General features: G+C 61.7%; 14 protein-coding genes and 1 pseudogene. 7 read left to right on the top strand and 8 right to left on the bottom strand.

The features are described 5' to 3' along the window. Positions 1-106 precede the first annotated feature (106 nt). Positions 107-413 (top strand): annotated as a pseudogene (locus tag ACQZ60_RS16095) (SDR family NAD(P)-dependent oxidoreductase); the annotation flags it as partial. Positions 414-517: 104 nt separating this feature from the next. Here ACQZ60_RS16095 and ACQZ60_RS16090 read toward each other — a convergent pair. From ACQZ60_RS16090 to ACQZ60_RS16065, 6 genes are all read right to left on the bottom strand, one after another. After that, a complete protein-coding gene (locus tag ACQZ60_RS16090; protein WP_080857958.1) occupies positions 518-1,303 on the bottom strand; it encodes an inositol monophosphatase family protein in 786 nt (261 codons plus the stop codon). Beyond that, entirely contained in the window at positions 1,300-2,196 is an 897-nt protein-coding gene (locus ACQZ60_RS16085) for a glycerophosphodiester phosphodiesterase family protein (RefSeq protein WP_080857957.1), read from the bottom strand. The genes ACQZ60_RS16090 and ACQZ60_RS16085 overlap by 4 nt, the downstream gene beginning before the upstream one ends. Before the next feature lie 46 nt (positions 2,197-2,242). Further along, positions 2,243-3,106, bottom strand: a complete 864-nt coding sequence (locus tag ACQZ60_RS16080) for an ABC transporter permease (protein ID WP_125146020.1) — start codon at positions 3,104-3,106, stop codon at positions 2,243-2,245. Beyond that, positions 3,106-3,960: an ABC transporter permease gene (locus ACQZ60_RS16075; RefSeq protein WP_080857955.1), complete on the bottom strand. Its 855-nt coding sequence runs from the start codon at positions 3,958-3,960 to the stop codon at positions 3,106-3,108. Before ACQZ60_RS16075 ends, ACQZ60_RS16080 begins: the two co-directional genes overlap by 1 nt. Continuing rightward, positions 3,960-5,000 carry an ABC transporter ATP-binding protein gene (locus ACQZ60_RS16070; RefSeq protein ID WP_080857954.1) on the bottom strand — a complete coding sequence of 347 codons (1,041 nt, stop codon included), beginning with the start codon at positions 4,998-5,000 and terminating at the stop codon, positions 3,960-3,962. Before ACQZ60_RS16070 ends, ACQZ60_RS16075 begins: the two co-directional genes overlap by 1 nt. An 83-nt stretch (positions 5,001-5,083) precedes the next feature. Next, the gene (locus tag ACQZ60_RS16065; protein WP_080857953.1) at positions 5,084-6,313 is read right to left on the bottom strand and encodes an ABC transporter substrate-binding protein; all 1,230 of its coding nucleotides are present in this window, start codon (positions 6,311-6,313) and stop codon (positions 5,084-5,086) included. A gap of 145 nt (positions 6,314-6,458) precedes the next feature. On the opposite strand from ACQZ60_RS16065, the gene ACQZ60_RS16060 reads away from it, so the two are divergent. The 5 genes from ACQZ60_RS16060 (at position 6,459) to ACQZ60_RS16040 (ending at position 13,126) form a co-directional block, all read left to right on the top strand. Continuing rightward, positions 6,459-7,607 carry an ROK family protein gene (locus ACQZ60_RS16060; RefSeq protein ID WP_448735605.1) on the top strand — a complete coding sequence of 383 codons (1,149 nt, stop codon included), beginning with the start codon at positions 6,459-6,461 and terminating at the stop codon, positions 7,605-7,607. Positions 7,608-7,804: 197 nt separating this feature from the next. Further along, entirely contained in the window at positions 7,805-8,311 is a 507-nt protein-coding gene (locus ACQZ60_RS16055) for an RNA polymerase sigma factor (RefSeq protein WP_078053153.1), read from the top strand. Between the two features lie 84 nt (positions 8,312-8,395). Beyond that, positions 8,396-9,364: a FecR family protein gene (locus ACQZ60_RS16050; protein ID WP_078053154.1), complete on the top strand. Its 969-nt coding sequence runs from the start codon at positions 8,396-8,398 to the stop codon at positions 9,362-9,364. Between the two features lie 109 nt (positions 9,365-9,473). Next, positions 9,474-11,903 carry a TonB-dependent siderophore receptor gene (locus ACQZ60_RS16045; protein ID WP_448735604.1) on the top strand — a complete coding sequence of 810 codons (2,430 nt, stop codon included), beginning with the start codon at positions 9,474-9,476 and terminating at the stop codon, positions 11,901-11,903. Further along, entirely contained in the window at positions 11,903-13,126 is a 1,224-nt protein-coding gene (locus tag ACQZ60_RS16040; protein ID WP_174037753.1) for an MFS transporter, read from the top strand. The genes ACQZ60_RS16045 and ACQZ60_RS16040 overlap by 1 nt, the downstream gene beginning before the upstream one ends. A 56-nt stretch (positions 13,127-13,182) precedes the next feature. Here ACQZ60_RS16040 and ACQZ60_RS16035 read toward each other — a convergent pair whose 3' ends face one another. Next, the gene (locus ACQZ60_RS16035) at positions 13,183-15,165 is read right to left on the bottom strand and encodes a phosphatase PAP2 family protein (protein ID WP_338808824.1); all 1,983 of its coding nucleotides are present in this window, start codon (positions 15,163-15,165) and stop codon (positions 13,183-13,185) included. 253 nt (positions 15,166-15,418) lie between these two features. Continuing rightward, the gene (locus ACQZ60_RS16030) at positions 15,419-16,699 is read right to left on the bottom strand and encodes an ABC transporter substrate-binding protein (protein ID WP_031233411.1); all 1,281 of its coding nucleotides are present in this window, start codon (positions 16,697-16,699) and stop codon (positions 15,419-15,421) included. A gap of 194 nt (positions 16,700-16,893) precedes the next feature. Here ACQZ60_RS16030 and ACQZ60_RS16025 point away from each other — a divergent pair, with 194 nt between their 5' ends. Further along, positions 16,894-19,416, top strand: a complete 2,523-nt coding sequence (locus ACQZ60_RS16025) for a hypothetical protein (RefSeq protein ID WP_448735603.1) — start codon at positions 16,894-16,896, stop codon at positions 19,414-19,416. Positions 19,417-19,426: the final 10 nt, after the last annotated feature.

Raw genomic sequence — 19,426 nt, 5'->3', positions numbered from 1 at the left:
TGCGTAGAGCTTCCGCTACAAGAAACCCTTTTTGCCAGTAACAGCTCAATGAGCTGACGTTCGCTATTGGTCAGATCACGCCACGCCTGAGCGCTTTTGAAGCGACCCCATGTCGGCAATCCGCACGATCTTCGACACCAATAGTTTCGGTGGTCCCTATGACGCAGGGGATAATCCCGCAGATGCGAAAGCGCCGATCAGGCACCATCATCAACGTCACATCCAGCGCCACGCTCGCCTCCTTCCCGCTCGCCGCCGCCTACAGGCCAATCCTCGAAGGCTTCGCCAAACGGGCCATGACGACCAGCGAAGGCGATGTTGCCGAAGCGATCTGGAGCGCCGTCCTTGACCTATCCGGCCAGCTTCGTTTTCCCGCAGGTCCTGACGCAATTGCGCTGTCTCGGGTGAACTGACGATCGATAGCGGCCTGACCGGACATTGCTCGGTTGCGGCGTTTCAGCCGGCGATATGCAGATGGCAGATGTTTCAGCACATCTGCCATCGACTTTACCAAAGGTCACGCAGGTTCCGCCAGCACTCTTCCCGTAATCTCAGGCCACAACCCCTCCGTCACCGCCATCAATGCCGGCGTTGCGGCGGCGACCCACGGGATGCCGCTACCGGGGCGTATTCCGATACGGACATCGAGACCCGCTTCCCTTGCGAGAACGACGCCGCCGGCGATATCCCACATGGTGGTCAGCTTCTGCAGATGGCCGTCGAAGATGCCGCGTGCGGCAAAGGCAAGGCCGATCGATGTCGAGCGGATGGATTCCACTACCCAGCCCGCATGCCGAAGCCCGACGTTGAGGGCCGCCACCTCCGCGGCATCGGCAGCGGCGCTGTCTCCGAGCGACATGACCTGCACATCCTCGAAAGGCACGTGGCGGGCAAGCGGTTTGCCGTTGAGCATCAGCCCGGTCCCATCAGCCGCCGCGTAGATATCCCCGAAGACCGGGATCGCGACAATGCCGAGTTCCGGCCGGCCACTGCGCACGAAACCGAGCGAAATGCCCCAGAGCGGCGAGCCGCGCAGGAAATTGGCGGTGCCGTCGATGGGATCGATGATCCAGTAGGCATCATCGGCCACACCGCCCATTTCTTCGCCCAGCACGGCTTCGCCCGGAAACGCCGCGGCCAGCCGCTCGCGGATGAGTCTTTCGACCGTAGTGTCGGCTTCCGAGACAAAGTCCTGAAAACCCTTCGTCCGGGTGACGATGGCATCGCGCGCCTCGAAAAAGCGAAGGGCAAGGCCCATCGCCTCCTCGATGATGGCAACTGCGCCTTCAAGACGTTCGCTCATCGTGCCCACGCTCTGCCTGTCACACCCGCACCCGCGTTCAACCAGCCGGTGAAGGCTTCCACCTCATCCGTCTGGATCGCACCGACGCCGGCCTCGGCGAGAGCGCCCCACACGGCTTCTGGGTCTGCCAGTGCGCGCGTGTCGTTGAAATCGAGGCAATGGGAGACGTCGAGCGTGTTGATCCAGAGACGGATATTCTGGCGCTCCATCTCGGCACGACCTTCGGCCAGATCGGCTATATCGGTGAATTTCACCTCGATCATCGGCGCACGCAACGCCTCGATACGGCGCAAATCTTCGGCGAACTTGCCCTTCCGCACCGGGAACATCGGCATATGCGGGATCTTGCCAAACCAGTCGGCATCCAGCACCTCGAAACGGCCCGCTTCGGGATCGATATCTGTCTTGACCAGCACCTGATCCTCGACGCCAAGCCGCAGCACGGTTTCCATGACCTGCGGCAGATCGCGGGTGAATTTCGTGTCGATATTGACGGTGATCCTGCCGCGCGCCTCTTCCAGCAATTCTTCCAGCGTCGGCACGCATTCATCGGTCACGTCAGCCGCATCGCCGCCCGCACCGGCCTTCAGCTTCGCTGCGCGGACCACCTCGAACGACAGCGCGCTCACGGTTCCCTTGCCCGTCGTGGTGCGGTCGAGCGTTTCGTCATGAATGACGACCAGCCGGCCATCGGCCGTCGCCTGTGTGTCGATTTCGATCATCTCGACGCCGGCCGCGACCGCAGCGCGGACGGAGGCAAGCGAGTTTTCGGCAGTGGCCGTCCAGAAACCGCGATGGGCGATGGTCAGGATGGCCGGATTGTCGCGCGAGCAGAGTGCGAGCACATTGCAGGGATTGGAGGTCTTTCGGGAGGTGGCAAGGGTCTGGTGCATGGTTTTCACTTTCGGACGTTGCAATTACCGGGTTTGGCTGCCCGGATCAGATTTTTCCCATGCCCGCCGCCATCAGATCGTCGCGCAGGATGCGGCCGGCGATGATGAAAACGACGAGTGCGGGAAGAAGCAGGATAAAAGAGACGATGGCGGCGAGCGGCAGCTGCATCGAATAGGGATCGAGATACATGTAGAGCTTGATCGGCAGGGTCTCGACGACAGGCGCGCCGACGATGAAGGACTTGTCGAATTCCTCGAAGCTGCCGATGAACGACATTAGCCCGCCGGCCAAAAGCCCGGGCACCGCAAGCGGCAATATGATGTGAATGACGATGCCGACTGTGCCCGCGCCGAGCGAGCGCGCGGCATGGATGAGATCGTCGGGAATGGTCTCCAGCGCCGCTGTCATCAGCCGGATCATCAGCGGCAGGGTGCCGACGATCTGCACGAGAATGACCCCCGTTACCGAATAGGCGAGACCGAAAAGCAGGAATACCTGACCGATGCCAACGGCGACGACGAGCCCGGGAATGATGATCGGCGCCAGAATGAAGATTTCCACCAGCCGTTTCAGCCGGAAGGGAAAACGCGCCATGGCCCAGGCGGTGGGCAAGGCGATGGCCGCAGTCAGGAAGGTGACGACGATGGCGATGAGGATGCTGTTGACCGCAGCGCGGATGAGGCTGCCATCGCTCAGGATGCTCGCCCAGCGCGCCGTGGTGTAATCCTTCGGCACGATGAGCGGTGGCGACCAGCCGTCGGCAATGCTCCAGAGAAACATCAGCGCCAGCGGCACGGCGATGGCGAGCGTCAGCGCGCCATACAGCCCGATCGAGACAAAAATCCGGTCCTCGGGCGTGAAGGCGCGGCGGCGGGGAGTGATGGCGGGGTCGATGGTGATAACACTCATCATGCGTCTCCTCGGTTTTGCCCGGGGCCGATGCGGGATGTGAGGGAATAATAAAGAATAAGCACGCAGACCGCGAAGAGGCTCAGCACCATGCCCATGGCATAGACCTGGTTGAAACGTCCCTGGTTGAATTCCTTGACCATCAGCACCGAAAGCGGCCGAGCCGTCGGCGGACCGACGATGTCGGGGATGGCGTAAGAGCCCATGGAACCGATGAAGGTCAGAAGAATGGCGGCGGTGATGCCCGGCATGGCGAGCGGCACTTCCACGAAGAAGAATGTCTTCAACCGCGAAGCGCCAAGCGTGCGCGAGGCGTAACGTATATCCTCGGGAATGGCGGCAAAGGCGCTGGTGATGATCAGCGTCATGAAGGGTATCTGCTTCCAGACGCTGGCGAGGATGACGCCGACGCCCCAGTCGTCGCGTACGAGCTTGGGCAGTTCGAGCCCGAGCGGCGCGACCAACCGGTCGAGGAACCCGCCCCTTTCGAAAACGACGATCACCATCAGGCCGACGATGATGCCCGGCACCGCCATCGGCAGCTTGTAAAGGCCGCTGAACAGTTTTCGCCCGAGAAAGCTCTTGCGTATCAGAAGCGCCAGCGGCACCGAGGCCGCAAGCGAGACGATGACAGGCATGACGCCGTAATAGATGGAGGTCGTAAGACCACGGATCATCGACGCGCGGGTGAAAATCCGCTCATAGAACATCAGCGTGAAACTGCCATCCTCCTGCCTGAAGCTGCCGATCAGCGCCGACAGCAGCGGCCCGCCGAAGAAGACCAGAAGATACCCAACGCCCGGCAAAAGCAGGAATAGAAGCTGGGCCCGCTTGTTTCGAAGGAGCCCGGCCATCATGCCGCCTCCCCCGCCATCCTGTCATCGAGAAGATGGACCGAACCGGGAAATTGCAGGGCCACCCTTTGCCCGGCGTCGATCAGGGTTTCCGCGCCGGACTGGCTGACCCTTATCTGGCGGCCGCCGATCTCGACCGTATAGAGCGCATTGGCGCCCATGAAGGAAACAGCGGAAACCGTGCCCTCACCGGCCTGATCGGCACGGATCTGGATATTTTCCGGACGAACGGAAATCTGGACATTGCCGGCGGCAACCCGATCAAGCGTCACGGACTGGCCCCAGGGCAATTGCGCCTGCTGGCCCTCAGCGGAGACCGGCAAAAGATTGGTTTGGCCGAGGAAGCCGGCGGTAAAGGCGTGTTTGGGTGAGCGGTAAAGCTCGAGCGGCGTGCCGATCTCAACCACCCGACCGGCATTCATGACGACGATCCGGTCCGACATCGCCATGGCTTCGGCCTGATCATGCGTCACATAAAGGCTGGTGGCGCCGATGCGGCGGTGAAGCTCGGTCAGCTCATGGCGCAGCGTATCGCGAAGTTTGGCATCGAGATTGGAAAGCGGCTCGTCGAACAGAAGCAGGCTCGGCTGCATGACAATGGCGCGCGCCAGCGCCACCCGCTGCTGCTGGCCGCCGGACAATTGCCGGGGCATGCGATCCACCAGACCGGTGAGATTGCAGATATCAAGCGCATGGGCGATGCGGCGGACCCGCTCATCCTTCGCGACCTTCTTCATCTTCAGCCCGAAGCCGAGATTTTTGGCGACCGACATATGCGGGAAAAGCGCATAGGACTGGAACACCATGGCGATATCGCGCGCTTCCGGCGGCGCCTGATCGATGCGCTTGCCGCCGAGCCGGATTTCACCGCCCGAAGGTTGACTGATACCGGTGAGGATGCGCAAAAGCGTGGACTTGCCGCAACCCGAGGGCCCAAGAATGGTGACGAATTCGCCCCGCTCGACGGCGATCGACACGGGATGAAGCGCCCGGCTCGCCCCGTAGTCCTTGCAGATATTGCTGATCTCAAGTTCGCTCATGGCGAGCCTCCCTCATATTTTTGACCAAGGCTATCCGGACCGTGCAGCCACTTGCGGCACACGATCCGGCAATCCTTGTCGCGTTACTGGTTGAGGACTTTTTCATCGAGCGCTTCGGCAAGCGCTGTCGACATGTCCCAGAAAGCCGGCAGCGACAGGCGCGGATAGACGCTCTGGGGCAGCACATGCTCCTGCACAGCCTTCGGCATCAAATCGTTGGTGACATCGGCGCGTGGAGAACGGGAGGCCTTGTTTTCCAGCTTCCAGAGCTGGAATTCCTTACTCATGGCCATATCGATCAGCAGCAGCGCCGAAGCGACATTGTTGGCGTTGGCCGGCACGAACATGGCGTCCCCAGAGCCAACCTGGCCCTTTTCCAGAAGCGTGACGCGGAAACTGTCGGGCAATTGCTTGGTGCCGAGGAAGCTCATGACCTGATCCTCCCAGACGGTGCCCATGTAAAGCTGCTGATTGTTGATGAGGTTGAGCGTATCGGCATTGCCATTGGTCAGCTCAGCCACGGCCAGAAGACGGCGGTAATAGTCCCAGACAGGCGTAAGGCACTCGGACTCCATCGCCCAGTCTTCGGCCTGCTGCAGCGTCTGGTTATAGTCGGTCAGCTGCTTGCGGCAGTCGCCGGTGAGATAATTGAGAGCCACCGAATAGATAAAACCGCCGCCCGAGCCGCCCTTGGCCGGCAGGGTGACGCCAAGCCGCTTGGGGTTCTTTTCAGCCCAGATGAGAAGATCCTCGAAGCTTTTCGGCACATCCTCGGCCTTCACGAAGGCGGAATCGTAACCTATTGCGGTCTGGTTGAGATGCACCAGCGGGAAGCTGCCGCCATGCGCCTTGCCGAAGACGGTTTCGGCCAGTTCCGGATTGTAGTTGGCCATGTTCGGCAGGATTTTCGTCAGCGCAATATTGCCGACAACACCCTTGGCAGAGAGCAGCGGATAGCTGCCGCCACCGGCGAAATAAGCGTCGACGGGCGAATCCTGCCCTGCCGCGTGCACCGCGATCAGCTGCTGGTTCGCCTGATCGCCCTTCACGTCGCTATAGGCGACCTTGATACCGTATTTGGCTTCGAAACGGGTGATCAGTTCCTTCCACGTATCGGCAAAACTGCCGGCGAAATTATACATCGTCACCGAGCCCTCGGCTTTGGCGGCGGGAACGACGATGTCGTAGAAATTGTCGCGCGTGACCTTCGAAAGATCGAAGTCGAGGTTTTTCATATTGCTGTCAGCGGAAAGGCACGGCGCTGCCGTCGTCGCCAGCGCAAGCGTGGCGATCGCAAGAAATTTCATGCGCATTGAATGGTTCCTCCTGGGGACCCGTTGTAGACCGGCCCCTTATTAATACACTCTAAGTGTAATATTTGTGACAGTCCAGTGAAAAATGCTGTCGCAAACCAATGCCCCGTGTTGCCGCTGCCCCGCACAGCCGTTATCCAAGGCCATGACAACAGATCAGACGCCGCACCAGACCTTCGATCGCCAGCCGCTTGCCAGCGAGAATGAGCGTCTCATTCTGGATATCGTGCGCCGCCATGGGCCCATCGCCCGCGCATCGATCACCGGTCACACGAACCTGACGCAGCAATCCGTGCATCGGCTGATCGAAGGTCTGCTGGAGCGCGGGCTTCTGCGAACCGGCGCGCCGCTCAAGGGCACGCGCGGCCAGCCGAGCCCCACCATCGAACTGGTGCCGGAAGCGGCCTATTCGCTTGGCATTTCCATCAACACCGACTCCGTGGTGATCTGTATCGCCGATCTTCGCTGCGACGTGATCGTCGAGGAAAAACTGAAGATGCTTCCGGAGGACCGGGAGGAGACGCTTGTCGCTTTGTCTCTGGCCCTCGACAGGCTGCTCTCGGAACATCGCATCCCGCGCGAGCGCCTGCTTGGCCTCGGCTTTTCAATGTCCGGCTTCTTCGTGTCTGAGGACCGCGCCTTCAATGCGCCGGAGCCCCTGCGCGACTGGTCGCTGATGGACCTGAAGCCGATCCTTGAGAAACGGTTCCGCCTGCCGGTCTGGCTGGAGAACAACGCCACCACCGGGGCGATCGGAGAAAGCCTTCGCGGTGTCGGCTCCTGGTGCCAGACCTTTGCCTATCTGTCGTTCAATTACGGTTTCGGCGGCGGGTTGATCCTCAGTGGCCAGCCGTTTCACGGCTTTCATGGCAATGCCGGCGAATTCAGCGGCATATACAGCCCGGATGAATCGCCCAAACGCCCGGCCCTGCAATATCTGATCACCACCTTGCAGAAAAACGGGGTCGATATCCATTCCATCGAGGCGCTTCACCAGCGGTTCGACCCCGCATGGCCGGGCGTCGAGGAGTGGCTCACCGAGACGATGCCGCAGGTGGACAGGCTGGTGGCGAGCCTGATAGCGGTTCTCGATCCGCAGGCTATCGTCTTTGGCGGGCAATTGCCGCGTGCGCTTGGCCGGATGATGATCGAACGCACGCACATGCCCTCCCGGCGCGAACATCGTTACGGTGTCGGCCCAAAGGAGGCGAAGCTGGTTCTCGGCGAGGCTAAGGGCGATCCCTCGGCTCTCGGCGCGGCGCTGTTGCCGCTCAGGGTGCGTTATTTCCTGTAACTCAGCCCAAGCGGCCTGATGTAATCCCGCAACAATCATCACGGAAACGTGAGCCTGATTTCGCCCCCGGTTTTTTACTGGTTGGCAGCTTGCATCCGAAGGCGATAAATATGATTAGAAATATCATGTTTATCGCGACATGACGCAGCATATCCGCCTGCTTCATGCGCCAGGCCAATACGTCACCGGGTCGATTGATGAGCAAAGCCCTGTTACAGGTTCTCGATGCCGAGGAGGAAAGCCGCCTGATGCGGTTTTTCCGTCGGCGCCTGCAGAACCGGGAAGACGCTGCCGACGCCATGCAGGAAACCGTGCTGCGGGCGCTGGAGGTTTCTCATGCGACGCTGATCGACAATCCTCAGGCCTATCTCTTCCAGATCGCCCGGTCCGTCGCCCGCCTGACAGCCATTCGCCAGTCGCGTGAGCGGCCGTTATTCGCACCTTACGAAGCGGGCTTTGCCGTTGCCTGCGAAGAGCCGGGGCAGGAGCGGATCGTCGCCGGGCGGCAGCACCTTATTTTAATGGCGCGGGCCATCGAGGCACTGCCCAAGCGTTGCCAGCAGGTCTTCGTGCTCAGCCGCCTGCATGGCCATTCCAACGGCGAAATCGCCGCCCTTCTCGGCATTTCCCGCAACATGGTGGAAAAACACATCATCAAGGCGCTGCTGCACTGCCGTCAGGTCCGCGCGCACATAAAAATGTAGACCGGCATCAGGTGTTCGCATCCTTTTTCACTCTATAAGGGAAAAGGACCACATCTCAGCACGCAACAAACGGCAGATCAGGACATGAACAAGCGCCCGGACGGTCTGAAGGATAACGGCTTGACCGATGACGGTCTGGCCGAAGAGGCCGCGCTGTGGGTGGCGCGCATGCAATCGGCAGACGCGACAGAAGCAGAGCGCGAGGCGTTTCATGTCTGGCTGCGGGCCGATGCCGCCCATGCCAGCGCCTATGAGGACATGCGGAGCCTCTGGGGTGAGCTTGGCGATATCGAGCTTGCGCCGGTCGAGCAGCGAAAACGGCGCGGACCTCGCCGGGCAATGCTGGCGGGTGTTGCCGGTCTCTGCCTCATCGGGCTTGCAGCGCTGTTTGCGGAGAAAAGCGGATTGAAGGATCGCTGGCAGGCGGATTATTACACCGAAATCGGCGAAACACGCCTGCTTTCGCTGGAAGACGGCAGCCGCATCAGCCTGAACACCGACACGGCGATTGCGGTTCATTATTCGCAAAAGGAACGGCGTATCACCCTTCTTCGCGGCGAAGCCTATTTCGATGTCGCCAAAAACCCGGAGCGGCCTTTCATTGTCGAGGATGGAGCGCTGACAGCAAAAGCGCTCGGCACCCATTATTCGGTGCGCACCGGCAATGGCGCGCTGCCGCAGGAGGTGCAGGTGGAGGAAGGCCGGGTGGAAGTGACCACAGGCGCCGAGATCGCCGTGCTGACGCCCGGAGAGGCCGTGACCCTTGGTGGCGACGGCAGGCTGGTGCGCGCCCGCAAGGATGTCGCCAACAGCATGGCCTGGCGCGAAGGCAAGCTCGTCTTTTCCGGCCAGCCGCTGCGCGAGGTTCTCGATATTCTCTCGCAATATCGCCGGGGCCGCATCGTCATCCTCGATGAGGCGGCGGCGAGGCAGCACGTCTCCGGCATCTTCGACCTCAAGGACACGGATCAGGCGCTCACCATTCTCGAAGAAAGCCTTCCCGTTTCGGTATCGCGGCTTTCCGGAATGCTGGTTTTCGTCCGCTCCCGATAAAATAACTTTTTTCGCAGATCCGACGTCAGGAGTCGGCCCGCCTTTTCACTCTAGGCAATCAGGACCCGTTTAAGCGGGGGGCATGAGATCACGAGTGAGAGGGAATGACATGAATTTGGGCAAGCAGGCACGCGGCTGGTTCTGGCTGACGACGACGGCGATCATCGGGGGTATCGTCGCCGCAGGTCCGGGCGCCACGACCGCCAGCGCGCAGACAACGCCCGTCGCAAGCGGCGCACCCGCCACCGTCACCGTCTCCATTCCCGCAGGGCCGCTGGAAAACGCCATTCTCAGCTTCGGCCGCCAGGCCAATCTGCGCATGGTCTACCCCTCCGCGATCACCAGGGGCCGCAGCACGGCCGGCGTCAAGGGCACGCTCAGCGTATCGGCGGCCGTCAGCGGGCTTCTGGCCGGATCGGGACTGAACTACGCATTGGCTGGCGGCAACACCGTCCGCATTTTCGATCCCGCCAGCCAGACCGGCGAAAGCGGCGGTTCGGCTGCCGCCGGCAGCACCCTGCTTGCGCCGATCACCGTGCAGGGCACCGGCCTTGAAGGCGCCAGGGGCATCATCGAGAGCAATGGCTATGTCGGCAAATCCGGCCGCACCGCCACCAAGACCGATACGCCGGTTGCCGAAACCGCCCAGTCGATCACCACCGTCAGCCGCAAGCAGCTCGATGACCTGAAGCCGCAGAACCTCTCGGAAGCGCTGAACTACACGCCCGGCGCGCGCATCGGCCAATATGGCGCGGAGCCGCGCTTCGACGCCTTCAAGGTGCGCGGCACCGATCTCAGCACCACCGGCATCTTCCGCGACGGCCTGCGGCAGGTCAGCAGCCAGAACGGCAGCGCCCGGCTTGAGCCCTATGGCGTGGAAGCGGTTTCCATCCTGCGCGGTCCCGCCGCCTCCATCTATGGTGCCAGCAGTTCCGGCGGCATTGTCGATATCATCTCGAAACGCCCGACCGAAGAGACGCTGCGCGAGGTGGAGCTGCAATATGGCTCCTTCGGCCGCGTTCAGGGCGCTTTCGATCTTTCCGGCGCCGTCGATGACGAAAAGACCATGCTTTACCGCCTGACCGGGGTGGCCCGCGACGGCCGCAACGAAATCAGCGCCATCAAGGACGACCGGCTGTTCATCGCGCCGGCCTTCACCTTCCAGCCGGATGCCGGCACCAAGCTGACGCTGCTCGGCGAATATATGGACAGCACCACCGGCGGCACCTGGGGATACATCAACAATTACGGCAGCGACGGCAAGTCGATCGGCGCGACGCCGGTTTATGGCGGCGATTCCCGTTTTAATGATTTCGAGCAGAAACAATGGCGTATCGGCTATGAGTTCGAGCATGAAATCAACGACAACGTCACCTTCTACAGCAAGGCGCGTTATTCGGCCCTTTCGGCCGACCAGCAATGGGTCTTCGCCAACTATCCCGGCATCACCATCGAAGACAATGAAGGCGTCTCCGCCGACAATTACCTGAAGACAGAATTCGACACAGGCCCGGCGAAACATACGCTGCTGACCGGTATCGACGTCAGCCACATGTCCTACACCTCGAAACAGGGCAATGGCACCAGCCCCTTCACCGACACCTTCACCTATGTGCCTGATGTGTCGCTGATACTGAAGCAGAGGATGAACACGCTCGGGATCTATGCGCAGGATCAGGTCGAAATCGACCGCTGGCGCCTGACGGCCGGCATTCGTCACGACTGGCTGGACACCGAATATCAGGCCCAGACCGTCGGAGGCGCAACGGCTCCCACCTATGACGGCGATGAAACCAAGACGACCGGCCGCGCCAGCCTCGGTTATGTCTTTGACAGCGGTGTGATGCCCTATGCCAGCTACGGCACCTCCTTCGTCGCCAATCCGGGCGTCATCATCACCACCGGCACGGTAACGGGTCAGGCGCAGCCGACTGTCGGCAAGCAATATGAACTCGGCGTGAAATATGCCCTGCCGCAATATAACGCCCTGCTGAGCGCCGCCTTCTTCAATCTCGATCAGGACAATGCGACGGTCTACGAGACCTCGTCCGGCATCAACCTGCTGCGCCAGCTCGACCTGCGCTCGCGCGGCGTGGAACTCGAAGCCACGGCCTCGCTCGACAATGGCTGGAGCCTCATCGGCTCCTATTCCTATAACGACGTTGAAATCACCAAACTGACGTCGGAAACGGTGGGCAAGCAGCTCAATTCCTCGCCCTATCACACCTTCTCGCTGTGGGCCGATTACGAGTTCCAGAGCGGCGCGCTCGAAGGCCTCGGCATCGGCGCGGGGCTGCGTTATGTCGGATCGAGCTTCGGCGACAACCAGCACACGCCCATTCTCGACAATGAGGCCCGCACCTTCGTCGATGCATCGCTGCGCTACGATCTCGGCAAGGCCCTGCCCTCGCTGGAAGGCGTGAAACTGCAGATCAACGCCACCAACCTTCTCGACGAGGTGAAACAGGTCTGCACCACGGGCTTCTGCTATTATGACGAAGGCCGCAAGGTCGTCGGCAGCATCCGGTATCGCTTCTGATGCTGCAGCAGAACCCTGCCACAACCAAGCCGTCGCCGGCCGCCGTCTTCGTGGCGGTCGGCGGGCTTTATGTCGGCCAGAGCGTGATTGGCGGGCTGACCTTTCTCGGCCTGCCGGCGGTGCTCAGAACCGCCGGGCTGCCGCTGGACCAGATCGGCCTGCTTTATCTCGTCGTTCTGCCCTGGGCGCTGAAATTCCTCTGGTCGCCGCATGTGGAGCGTTACCGGCTGCCGCCCGTCGGCAGGAACCGGTCGCGGGTGATCGTCGGCACGGGCATCGCCGCCTGCGCCTGCGGCCTCGCTGTTCTTGCTTTCACCGGCCCGTCGCCGGTTTCCGTCGCAATCGCCATCCTGTCGGTAATAGCGCTGGTGACGGCGACCGTCGACATCGCCTGCGACGGCTACGCGGTCGAAACGCTGGCGGAAGAGCATCATGGATGGGGCAATGCCGCACAGGTGGGCGGCTCCTATCTCGGCTCCGCCATCGGCGCCGGCCTGTTTCTGGTGCTGGTGGAGCGCGCCGGCTGGACGAGCGCCACGCTGGTCATGGCCGCGCTCGTCATCCTGCTCGCGCTCCCCTTCCTCTTCGGCCCGGCGGCAAGAACGGTTACGCAAACACGGGACCACCTGCCATCGATCAAAAACGCGCTCAAGCGACGGGAAGTCCGCACCGGCCTTCTGGTCGCGGCCGTTTATGTCGCCGCGCAGAAATGGGGTCTGGCAATGCTCGGCCCGTTTCTGGTCGATTACGGTTTCGATCTCGCCACCATCGGCGCGCTGAATGGCGTGGGCAGCATGATCGTCGGTTTCGCCGGCGCGCTGCTCGGCGGCACGCTGGTACGCCTCTACGGGGCGTCACGAATCCTGCTCATCGCCATCTTCGTGCAGACGGCGCTGTTGTGCCTTTTCGCCTATTTCAGCGTTCATCGCGATATTTCGCAATGGGTCGTCATGGCGGTTGCGGTGGCTAGCTCGTCGGGCATCATGTCCATCGGCTTCGTCGCGCTTTACGCCTGCTTCATGGGCTGGTCCGACCCCCGCCAAGCCGGGGTCGATTTCACCCTGTTCCAGTGCATGGATGGCGTTGTCGGCATGATCGGCGGGCTGGGCGCAGGCGCGATCGCCGAAAAATTCGGCTATCAGGCCTCCTTCATCATTGCCGCCATCGTTTCAGTGCTCGCCGCACCGGTCATCTTCCTGCTGATGCGGCGGCAGGACTCTTGAACCGAACCTCCGGGCGCGGCGGCTTCAACCGCGCCCGGCAGGCCTCTTGCATCGCCCTATTCCACCACCACAGACAGCGCCGAACCGGTATAGACCGGCCGCAGCTTCACATTGCCCGCATCTATCGAGGTAAAGGTTCCGGTCAAGCCGTTGGCGGAGATCACGTCGAACCGCGTGCCGGCGGCCGGCGCGCCGCCATCGAAAGCGAGCTTCAGCGTCGCGCCGTCCAGCACCGCATTGCCCTTGATCCGAAGCGCAGCCTTCTGCGGGTCGACCGCCAGCGTGCCGCCCGACTGCGCATAGTCGCCGCCGATGACAATATCCGTCTCTCCGCCGAGCGAAAGCGTGCCGCCGCTGACCAGCACGCCGCCGGTTCCAAGCGCATCGGCGGACGACGCCACCAGCGTTCCCTCCCTGAGAATGGTGCCGCCGCCATAACTGTTATGGCCGCCAAGCGTCAGCGCTCCGCTGCCGGATTTGACGAGACGCCCTGCCCCGGCAATATCGTTCGTCCATCTGTCCGCCGCATTGAACCCGCCGGCGGCAGCGTCCATCGTCACCTCGACATCGCCGTCAAACGCGCCGTAACCGCCGGCGGCAGCGACCAGATTGATGCGGCCCCAGCCATTGCTGTCATCCAGCAGCGGATAACCGGCCTCGATGCCGGTGGAAAACAGCACGGCCCGGCGCTGGGCGGCATCGAGATAGGGCAAACGTGTCTCCAGCAGGACTTCCGCCCCCTTCGGCACCACCATCGGCGCATCGCCTGCGGCCCTGTCGCGGCTGAAGGAATAGGTCATGCGCCTGCGATAATCCGCCCCGTTCTTCGTCGCATCGGCAAATTGGTCGACATCCGGCTTTACGCCATGGGCGAAATCGATGAGCGACTGGCCCTGCGGCAGGCGTTTTGCGAAATAGGCCTGCAAGGCCGCATGCGCGGCCTTCTTCACCTCGGCATTTTTCGGGTCCTGCAACATGGCGGCGGCCATGGCGGTTGCGGTGATACGGCCGCCGATCACGTCGAGCGGCGAATGCATGCCGGCGACGATGCGGCTCTCGCCGAGTTCGGAGGCAGCCGTCAGCAATTCGGAAAAGCGCTCCGGCACCGCATAGGCATAGGCGATGGCGGCCAGATAGGCGGCATTGGTGTGCCCGCTCGGAAAACCGCCATCCTTGCCGCGCCCGCGATTTTCCCGCGCATATTTCAGCGCCGGCACGATGACGCCCGGATCGCTGTCATGGCTTTCGAAGCTGCGGTCGCCAATCGTCTCCTTGCCGGTCTCGATCACTTCGCCTTTGTCGTTCATGCGCCAGGGCCGAGGTGAGGAATAGAAATACTTCGCCGGCGACGTCGTGCCCTCCGGGCCGCGGATCACCTTCATGAAGGCGACGAAATCCTTCAACTCGCTATCGGCTGCACCCGCCTCGGTGCCCTTGTCGTCTTCCTTGCGGGTGATAACCTCGTTCGGGTCGAAATCCGTAAGCGTATGATTGATCGTCGTCGTCGCGCCCGCCCCTTCGCGATACCAGGCGGCAAGCGGCCCCATGCCGTCGATGACGCTGTAACCCTGCGAACGGCGATCATTCATATAGGCTTCGAAAGCGGCAGCGCGCGTGCGGTTTTCACCCGTCACGGACAGCACGTAACGCATGTTTTCCTGCCAGACGGTGGGATCGACTATCTTCACATGGCTGAAATCCGCCGGACCATCGCCATTGGCGCCGCCATCCGCCCATTTTTCATCGCCAAGCGTCCAGATGCGGTTGAAACCGGTGAGGATTTCAATGATCGGGTTGTCCCGGTCATCATAAGCGCGAACCGCCTCGCCCTTCTCGTTCTTGCCGGTCTGGTTGCGATAATTGTCGGCAAGCGGCAGCGGATATGTTGCCGCCGGTTCCGGCACCGTTATGGCATAACCCTCACCTGCCGGCCCGGTGCGATCGAACGCCTGCGCGCCCGGAACCAGAACCAGCAATGCGACGGAGGCGAGCAGGCTCGAGCGTGCGGAAAAGAAAGACGACATCTTCAGTCTGGCCATGACGAATCCTATGATTTTCAGCGAGTGACGCGTGACGAAAAGAGGCGGCGCGGCGTTCCGCGCGCCTCATCGTCAGGTTTAAACGGAGCGTATTTCAGTTTTTCGATGGGCCGCCGGGAACGGCTCCCTGCGGCAGTTCCTCCAGCGAAAATGCGCCGTCTTCGGAAAGAAACGGCGCGATATGCCCGGAGCGCCACTCCGGGCATATCCTTCGAGAACTTCATCATTCCGCCGGAGGCGGACGGTCGGGCCGTTATTTCTTGACCGCGACAGCCTCGTTGATCTTGGCGACGTCATCCTCCAGAACCTTGTAGGTCTGGTCGAGCGTCAACTCGCCGACGATGAGCTGGCTCATGCGCTGCACGATCTGCTGATACATGGCGCTGCCGCCCTTGGCGCGTTCGAACTCACGGGCGGCCTGCGGCACGTTCTTCTTGTTGTCGAGGAAGACCTTCATCGCCGCCTTGGCGTCTTCGCTCTTCAGCTTGTATTGCGGATCGACGATCTCCGCGCCGGTCAGGATGACGTAGTTCTCGGCGATTTCCCGCTGCACCTTTTCAGAGCCGAGGAATTCGATGAAGTGAGCCACATCTTCGGGATATTTGGTGCGCTTGAAGCCGACAATGGCGGTGCCGCCGGGCATGGCGTAGCATCCGGCCTCGCCGCAGGGCGCATTGATCGCCGTCCATTCGAAACTGTCGCCGATCTTGTTCTGGAACGGATTGACCATCCAGTTGCCGGCCAGATAGGTCACGACATTGCCGTTGACGAACTCGTCACCCATGTTCTTGTACTGCGAACCGCCGGCCGCACCCCACATTTCCTTGGGGAAGCTGCCATTCTGCGTCCATGAATAGATATCGGCGATGTATTTTTTCGCCGCATCGTCAGGGAAGCTGAACTTGCCGTCCTTCACATAGGTCGCGCCATAAGCGAAGGCGCCGCCGGAGAAGCGGTGGCCGGAACGGTCCATGGTGAAGGGAATCTGCACTCCCGTCGCCTTGGCGACACGGGCGGAAGCCTCAACGATCTCGCTGAATTTCGCGGTCGGGCCGGGCAAGGGTTCGCCCGCCTGCTCGAACAGCGTCTTGTTGACGAAGGGCAGGTTCAGCGTCTGCGACGCCATGTAACCGTTGATCGACTGCGGATCGTTGACATTCGGCAGGCGGAGCTGGTTGAGGCTGGAACCGTGCAGCTTCGCGAAGGCTTCCGCATCCTTCATATAGGGGCGCATGTCGAGATAATAGGGCGCAAGCTGCCAGTCGGTGATCTTGGCGATATCAGGACCTTCGCCCACCGCCAGCTGCACCGGCAGCTGCTTGGAAACCGCGTCATAACCCGAAGACACGAAATTGATCTTCACACCCGGATTGGCCGTCTCGAACTCCTTGCTGAGTTCCGACATGCGCTGCACATAACCCTGGTCGTCATCCGTAAAAAGGAAAGTAATCGTGCGGGTCTCGGCCTGGGCCGTCGCAAGACCGGCGACAGAGGCTACCACAAGGGCGCTGACGCCCGAAAACAATTTCATCATGCTCATCCTCCCAATGAAAATATTTTCATAAATCGAACGGAAGCTCCTCTGCTTAATTCGATTTATAATGTTTTGCGGCTTGACAGAATAAACGTCAAGCTGTTTGTTTTATAGAAATCGCACAAATCGACGCAGAAAAGCGAAAACCGGTTTGTGAAAATAATTTCATAAAGATCGACGGGAGGCGATCCATTATGACGGATGGACCATTTGCGGCGAACGCGTCGCAGCCGACATATACCGTCGCAAACGGCGAAACGGTGACCGCCTGGATCGTCTCCGATCTGGTGGAGACGTCGTTCCCCGGCACCGCAGCCCCCGCCGAAGACCGTGTGAACTATCGCTTCATCAACGGTTTCGTGGATGTGGGCGACCTGCCCTGCCGCAAGGCCTTCCAGCAGACCATGATCGGCCGCGATATCGCACCCGATACCAGCTGGCCGGTATCGCACCTCAATCTGCCGGGCTCCAATCGCCGTGTCGAATTCACGGGCTTCTGGCATGTTCCCACCCATGTGCAGCGCTGGCTGAAGGGCACCTTCCGCAGCGAGGTTGCAAGACAGGCGCATTTTCGACTGCGCACCTGCGGCGGCGTCCGCATCTGGGTAGGCGGCGTCGAACAGGTCCGTTTCGAACCTTTCATCCGCAATGTCGAAAGCAGCCGTGACATCACGCTCGATCTCGCAGCCGGCGATAACGAAGTGCTGCTGCTCTGCGAGGATCTGGCGGAACGCGACATCATCTGGTTCTTCGAGCTTGAGGTCGTCGACGCCGTGCCGCTGACCGTCGTGCTGCCCGTGCCGCTCGACCGAGAAGAGACGAAGCGTCTCGCCGCGCTGGTGCGCGATGTTCGCCCGGCGCGGGACGTGTTTTCCGGCACGGCCCTCGAACTGGTCTTCGGGGCGGCACCCGCAAACGACCTGCCGGTGCACATCGCCGTCAAAAGCCATGGGCATGAGCGCGCTTCGCTTGCGGAAGTCGACACCGTGCTGAAGGCCGGGCAATCCTCGCTGACGGTCCCCGAAACGACAGGCATTTCGGACGGATATCACGGTGTCAAAATCACCATGGGTTCGGGAGCGGGAACGGTAACCCGCGTCATCGACGCGGCTTTCATGCATGACATAGCGCCGGAAGCATCCAATGGTGATATCAACGGGCGAAAAAAGGCCGCCCTGTCCTTCAGCGCCCGTTTCGGTGCCTGGCGCATCGGCCGCGCGCTGGCGATGGTCGCCACCGGCAGCGACGATATCGAGACGATCGTCGGGATCGTCGATGCGACGCTGCATTCCATCGATCGGCGGGAAGACTGCTCCGATTTCGTGATGATCCCACTTCTGTGGCTGGTGCGCGCCTATGGCGACCGCCTGCCGGCCGAGATGCGGGCGCGGATCGATGCCTCGATCCTCGGCTATCGCTACTGGGTGGACGAACCAGGCAATGACGTCATGTGGTTCTGGAGCGAGAACCATGTTCTCTGCTTCCACACCAGCCAGTTATTGGCTGGCGAATATCTGCCGGATGCCGTCTTCACCGCCTCCGGCCGCACCGGCAGAGAACAGGCGGCGCTGGCGGCAGACCGGCTGGAGCGCTGGTTCGACAGCGTCGAGGCACATGGCCTCGCCGAGTGGAACTCCGCTGCCTACTATCCGGTGGATTTCATCGGCCTTCTCGCCATCGAACATTGGGCGGGACCAGAGCTTGCCGCCCGCGCGCGCCACCAGATCGATCTCATCTTCGAAATGATCGCGTTGCACACGCTCGGCGGCGTTCCCTCCGGTTCGCAAGGGCGGGCTTATGACAAGGAGCTGCGCGCCGGGCCGCTGACGGAACTGGCGCCCTTTGCGCAGGTCGCCTTCGGTCAGGGCTGGCTGAACAATGGCGTTGCCTCGCTGCCGATGTTCTGCTGCGGCGATTACCTGCCACCGGCGCATCTCGCCGCCCTTTCACAGCTGGAGGCAGGCCGCATGGTCGAGGCGCGTTATGCGCAGGGTCTGGAGCCCGGCAAGCTCGTGCTCTTCAAGAACGAGGCCGCCCAGCTTTCCACCGTTGTCGATCACAAGACCGGCCGCAAGGGCCATCAGCAGCACGTCATGGACATCAAGCTTGCCGGCCACCCGATGGCGCGGCTCTGGGTCAATCATCCGGGCGAAGACGATCCGTGGGGCACCCAGCGCCCCTCCTATTGGGCGGGAAGCGGCATCCTGCCGCGCGTGGCGCAACATCGCGATCTGGCGATGTTGATCTTCGATACGCAGGATCACCGCAACGACTGGACCCATGCCTATCTCGGCCGCGACGGGCTGGAGGAGGTGCTGGTGGAGGGCAACTGGCTCATCACCCGCTCGGGCCGAGGCTTTGCCGCGCTTTATGCGACGAACGGGCTTCAGCCCATCGCTGCCGGCGCCACCGCCAATCGCGAGATCAGATCGCCCGGCCGCCGCGCCGGCTGGGTCGGCATCATCGGCTGCGGGAATGTCGAGGAGTTTGCCCGTTTTCGGGAAAAAATCCTCGCCACGCAGATCAGCTTCGATGCCGAAAGCCGGCTGCTCTCGGTCACGCCGCCAGGCGGAGCTGAGCTTACCCTGACCTGGGACGGCGCATTCACCATTGGCGGGCAGGCCATGGCCTTCGACCACGACCAGCCGCAACCAAAAATCACCTTCGACAGTGCCGACCCCGCATCGGGCGGCGCGGCACAACCATTCTACTCCTAAGCGGAATTGA

Source organism: Agrobacterium sp. 22-223-1, from assembly GCF_053522385.1.
This window is presented reverse-complemented; position numbering and strand designations above follow the sequence as displayed.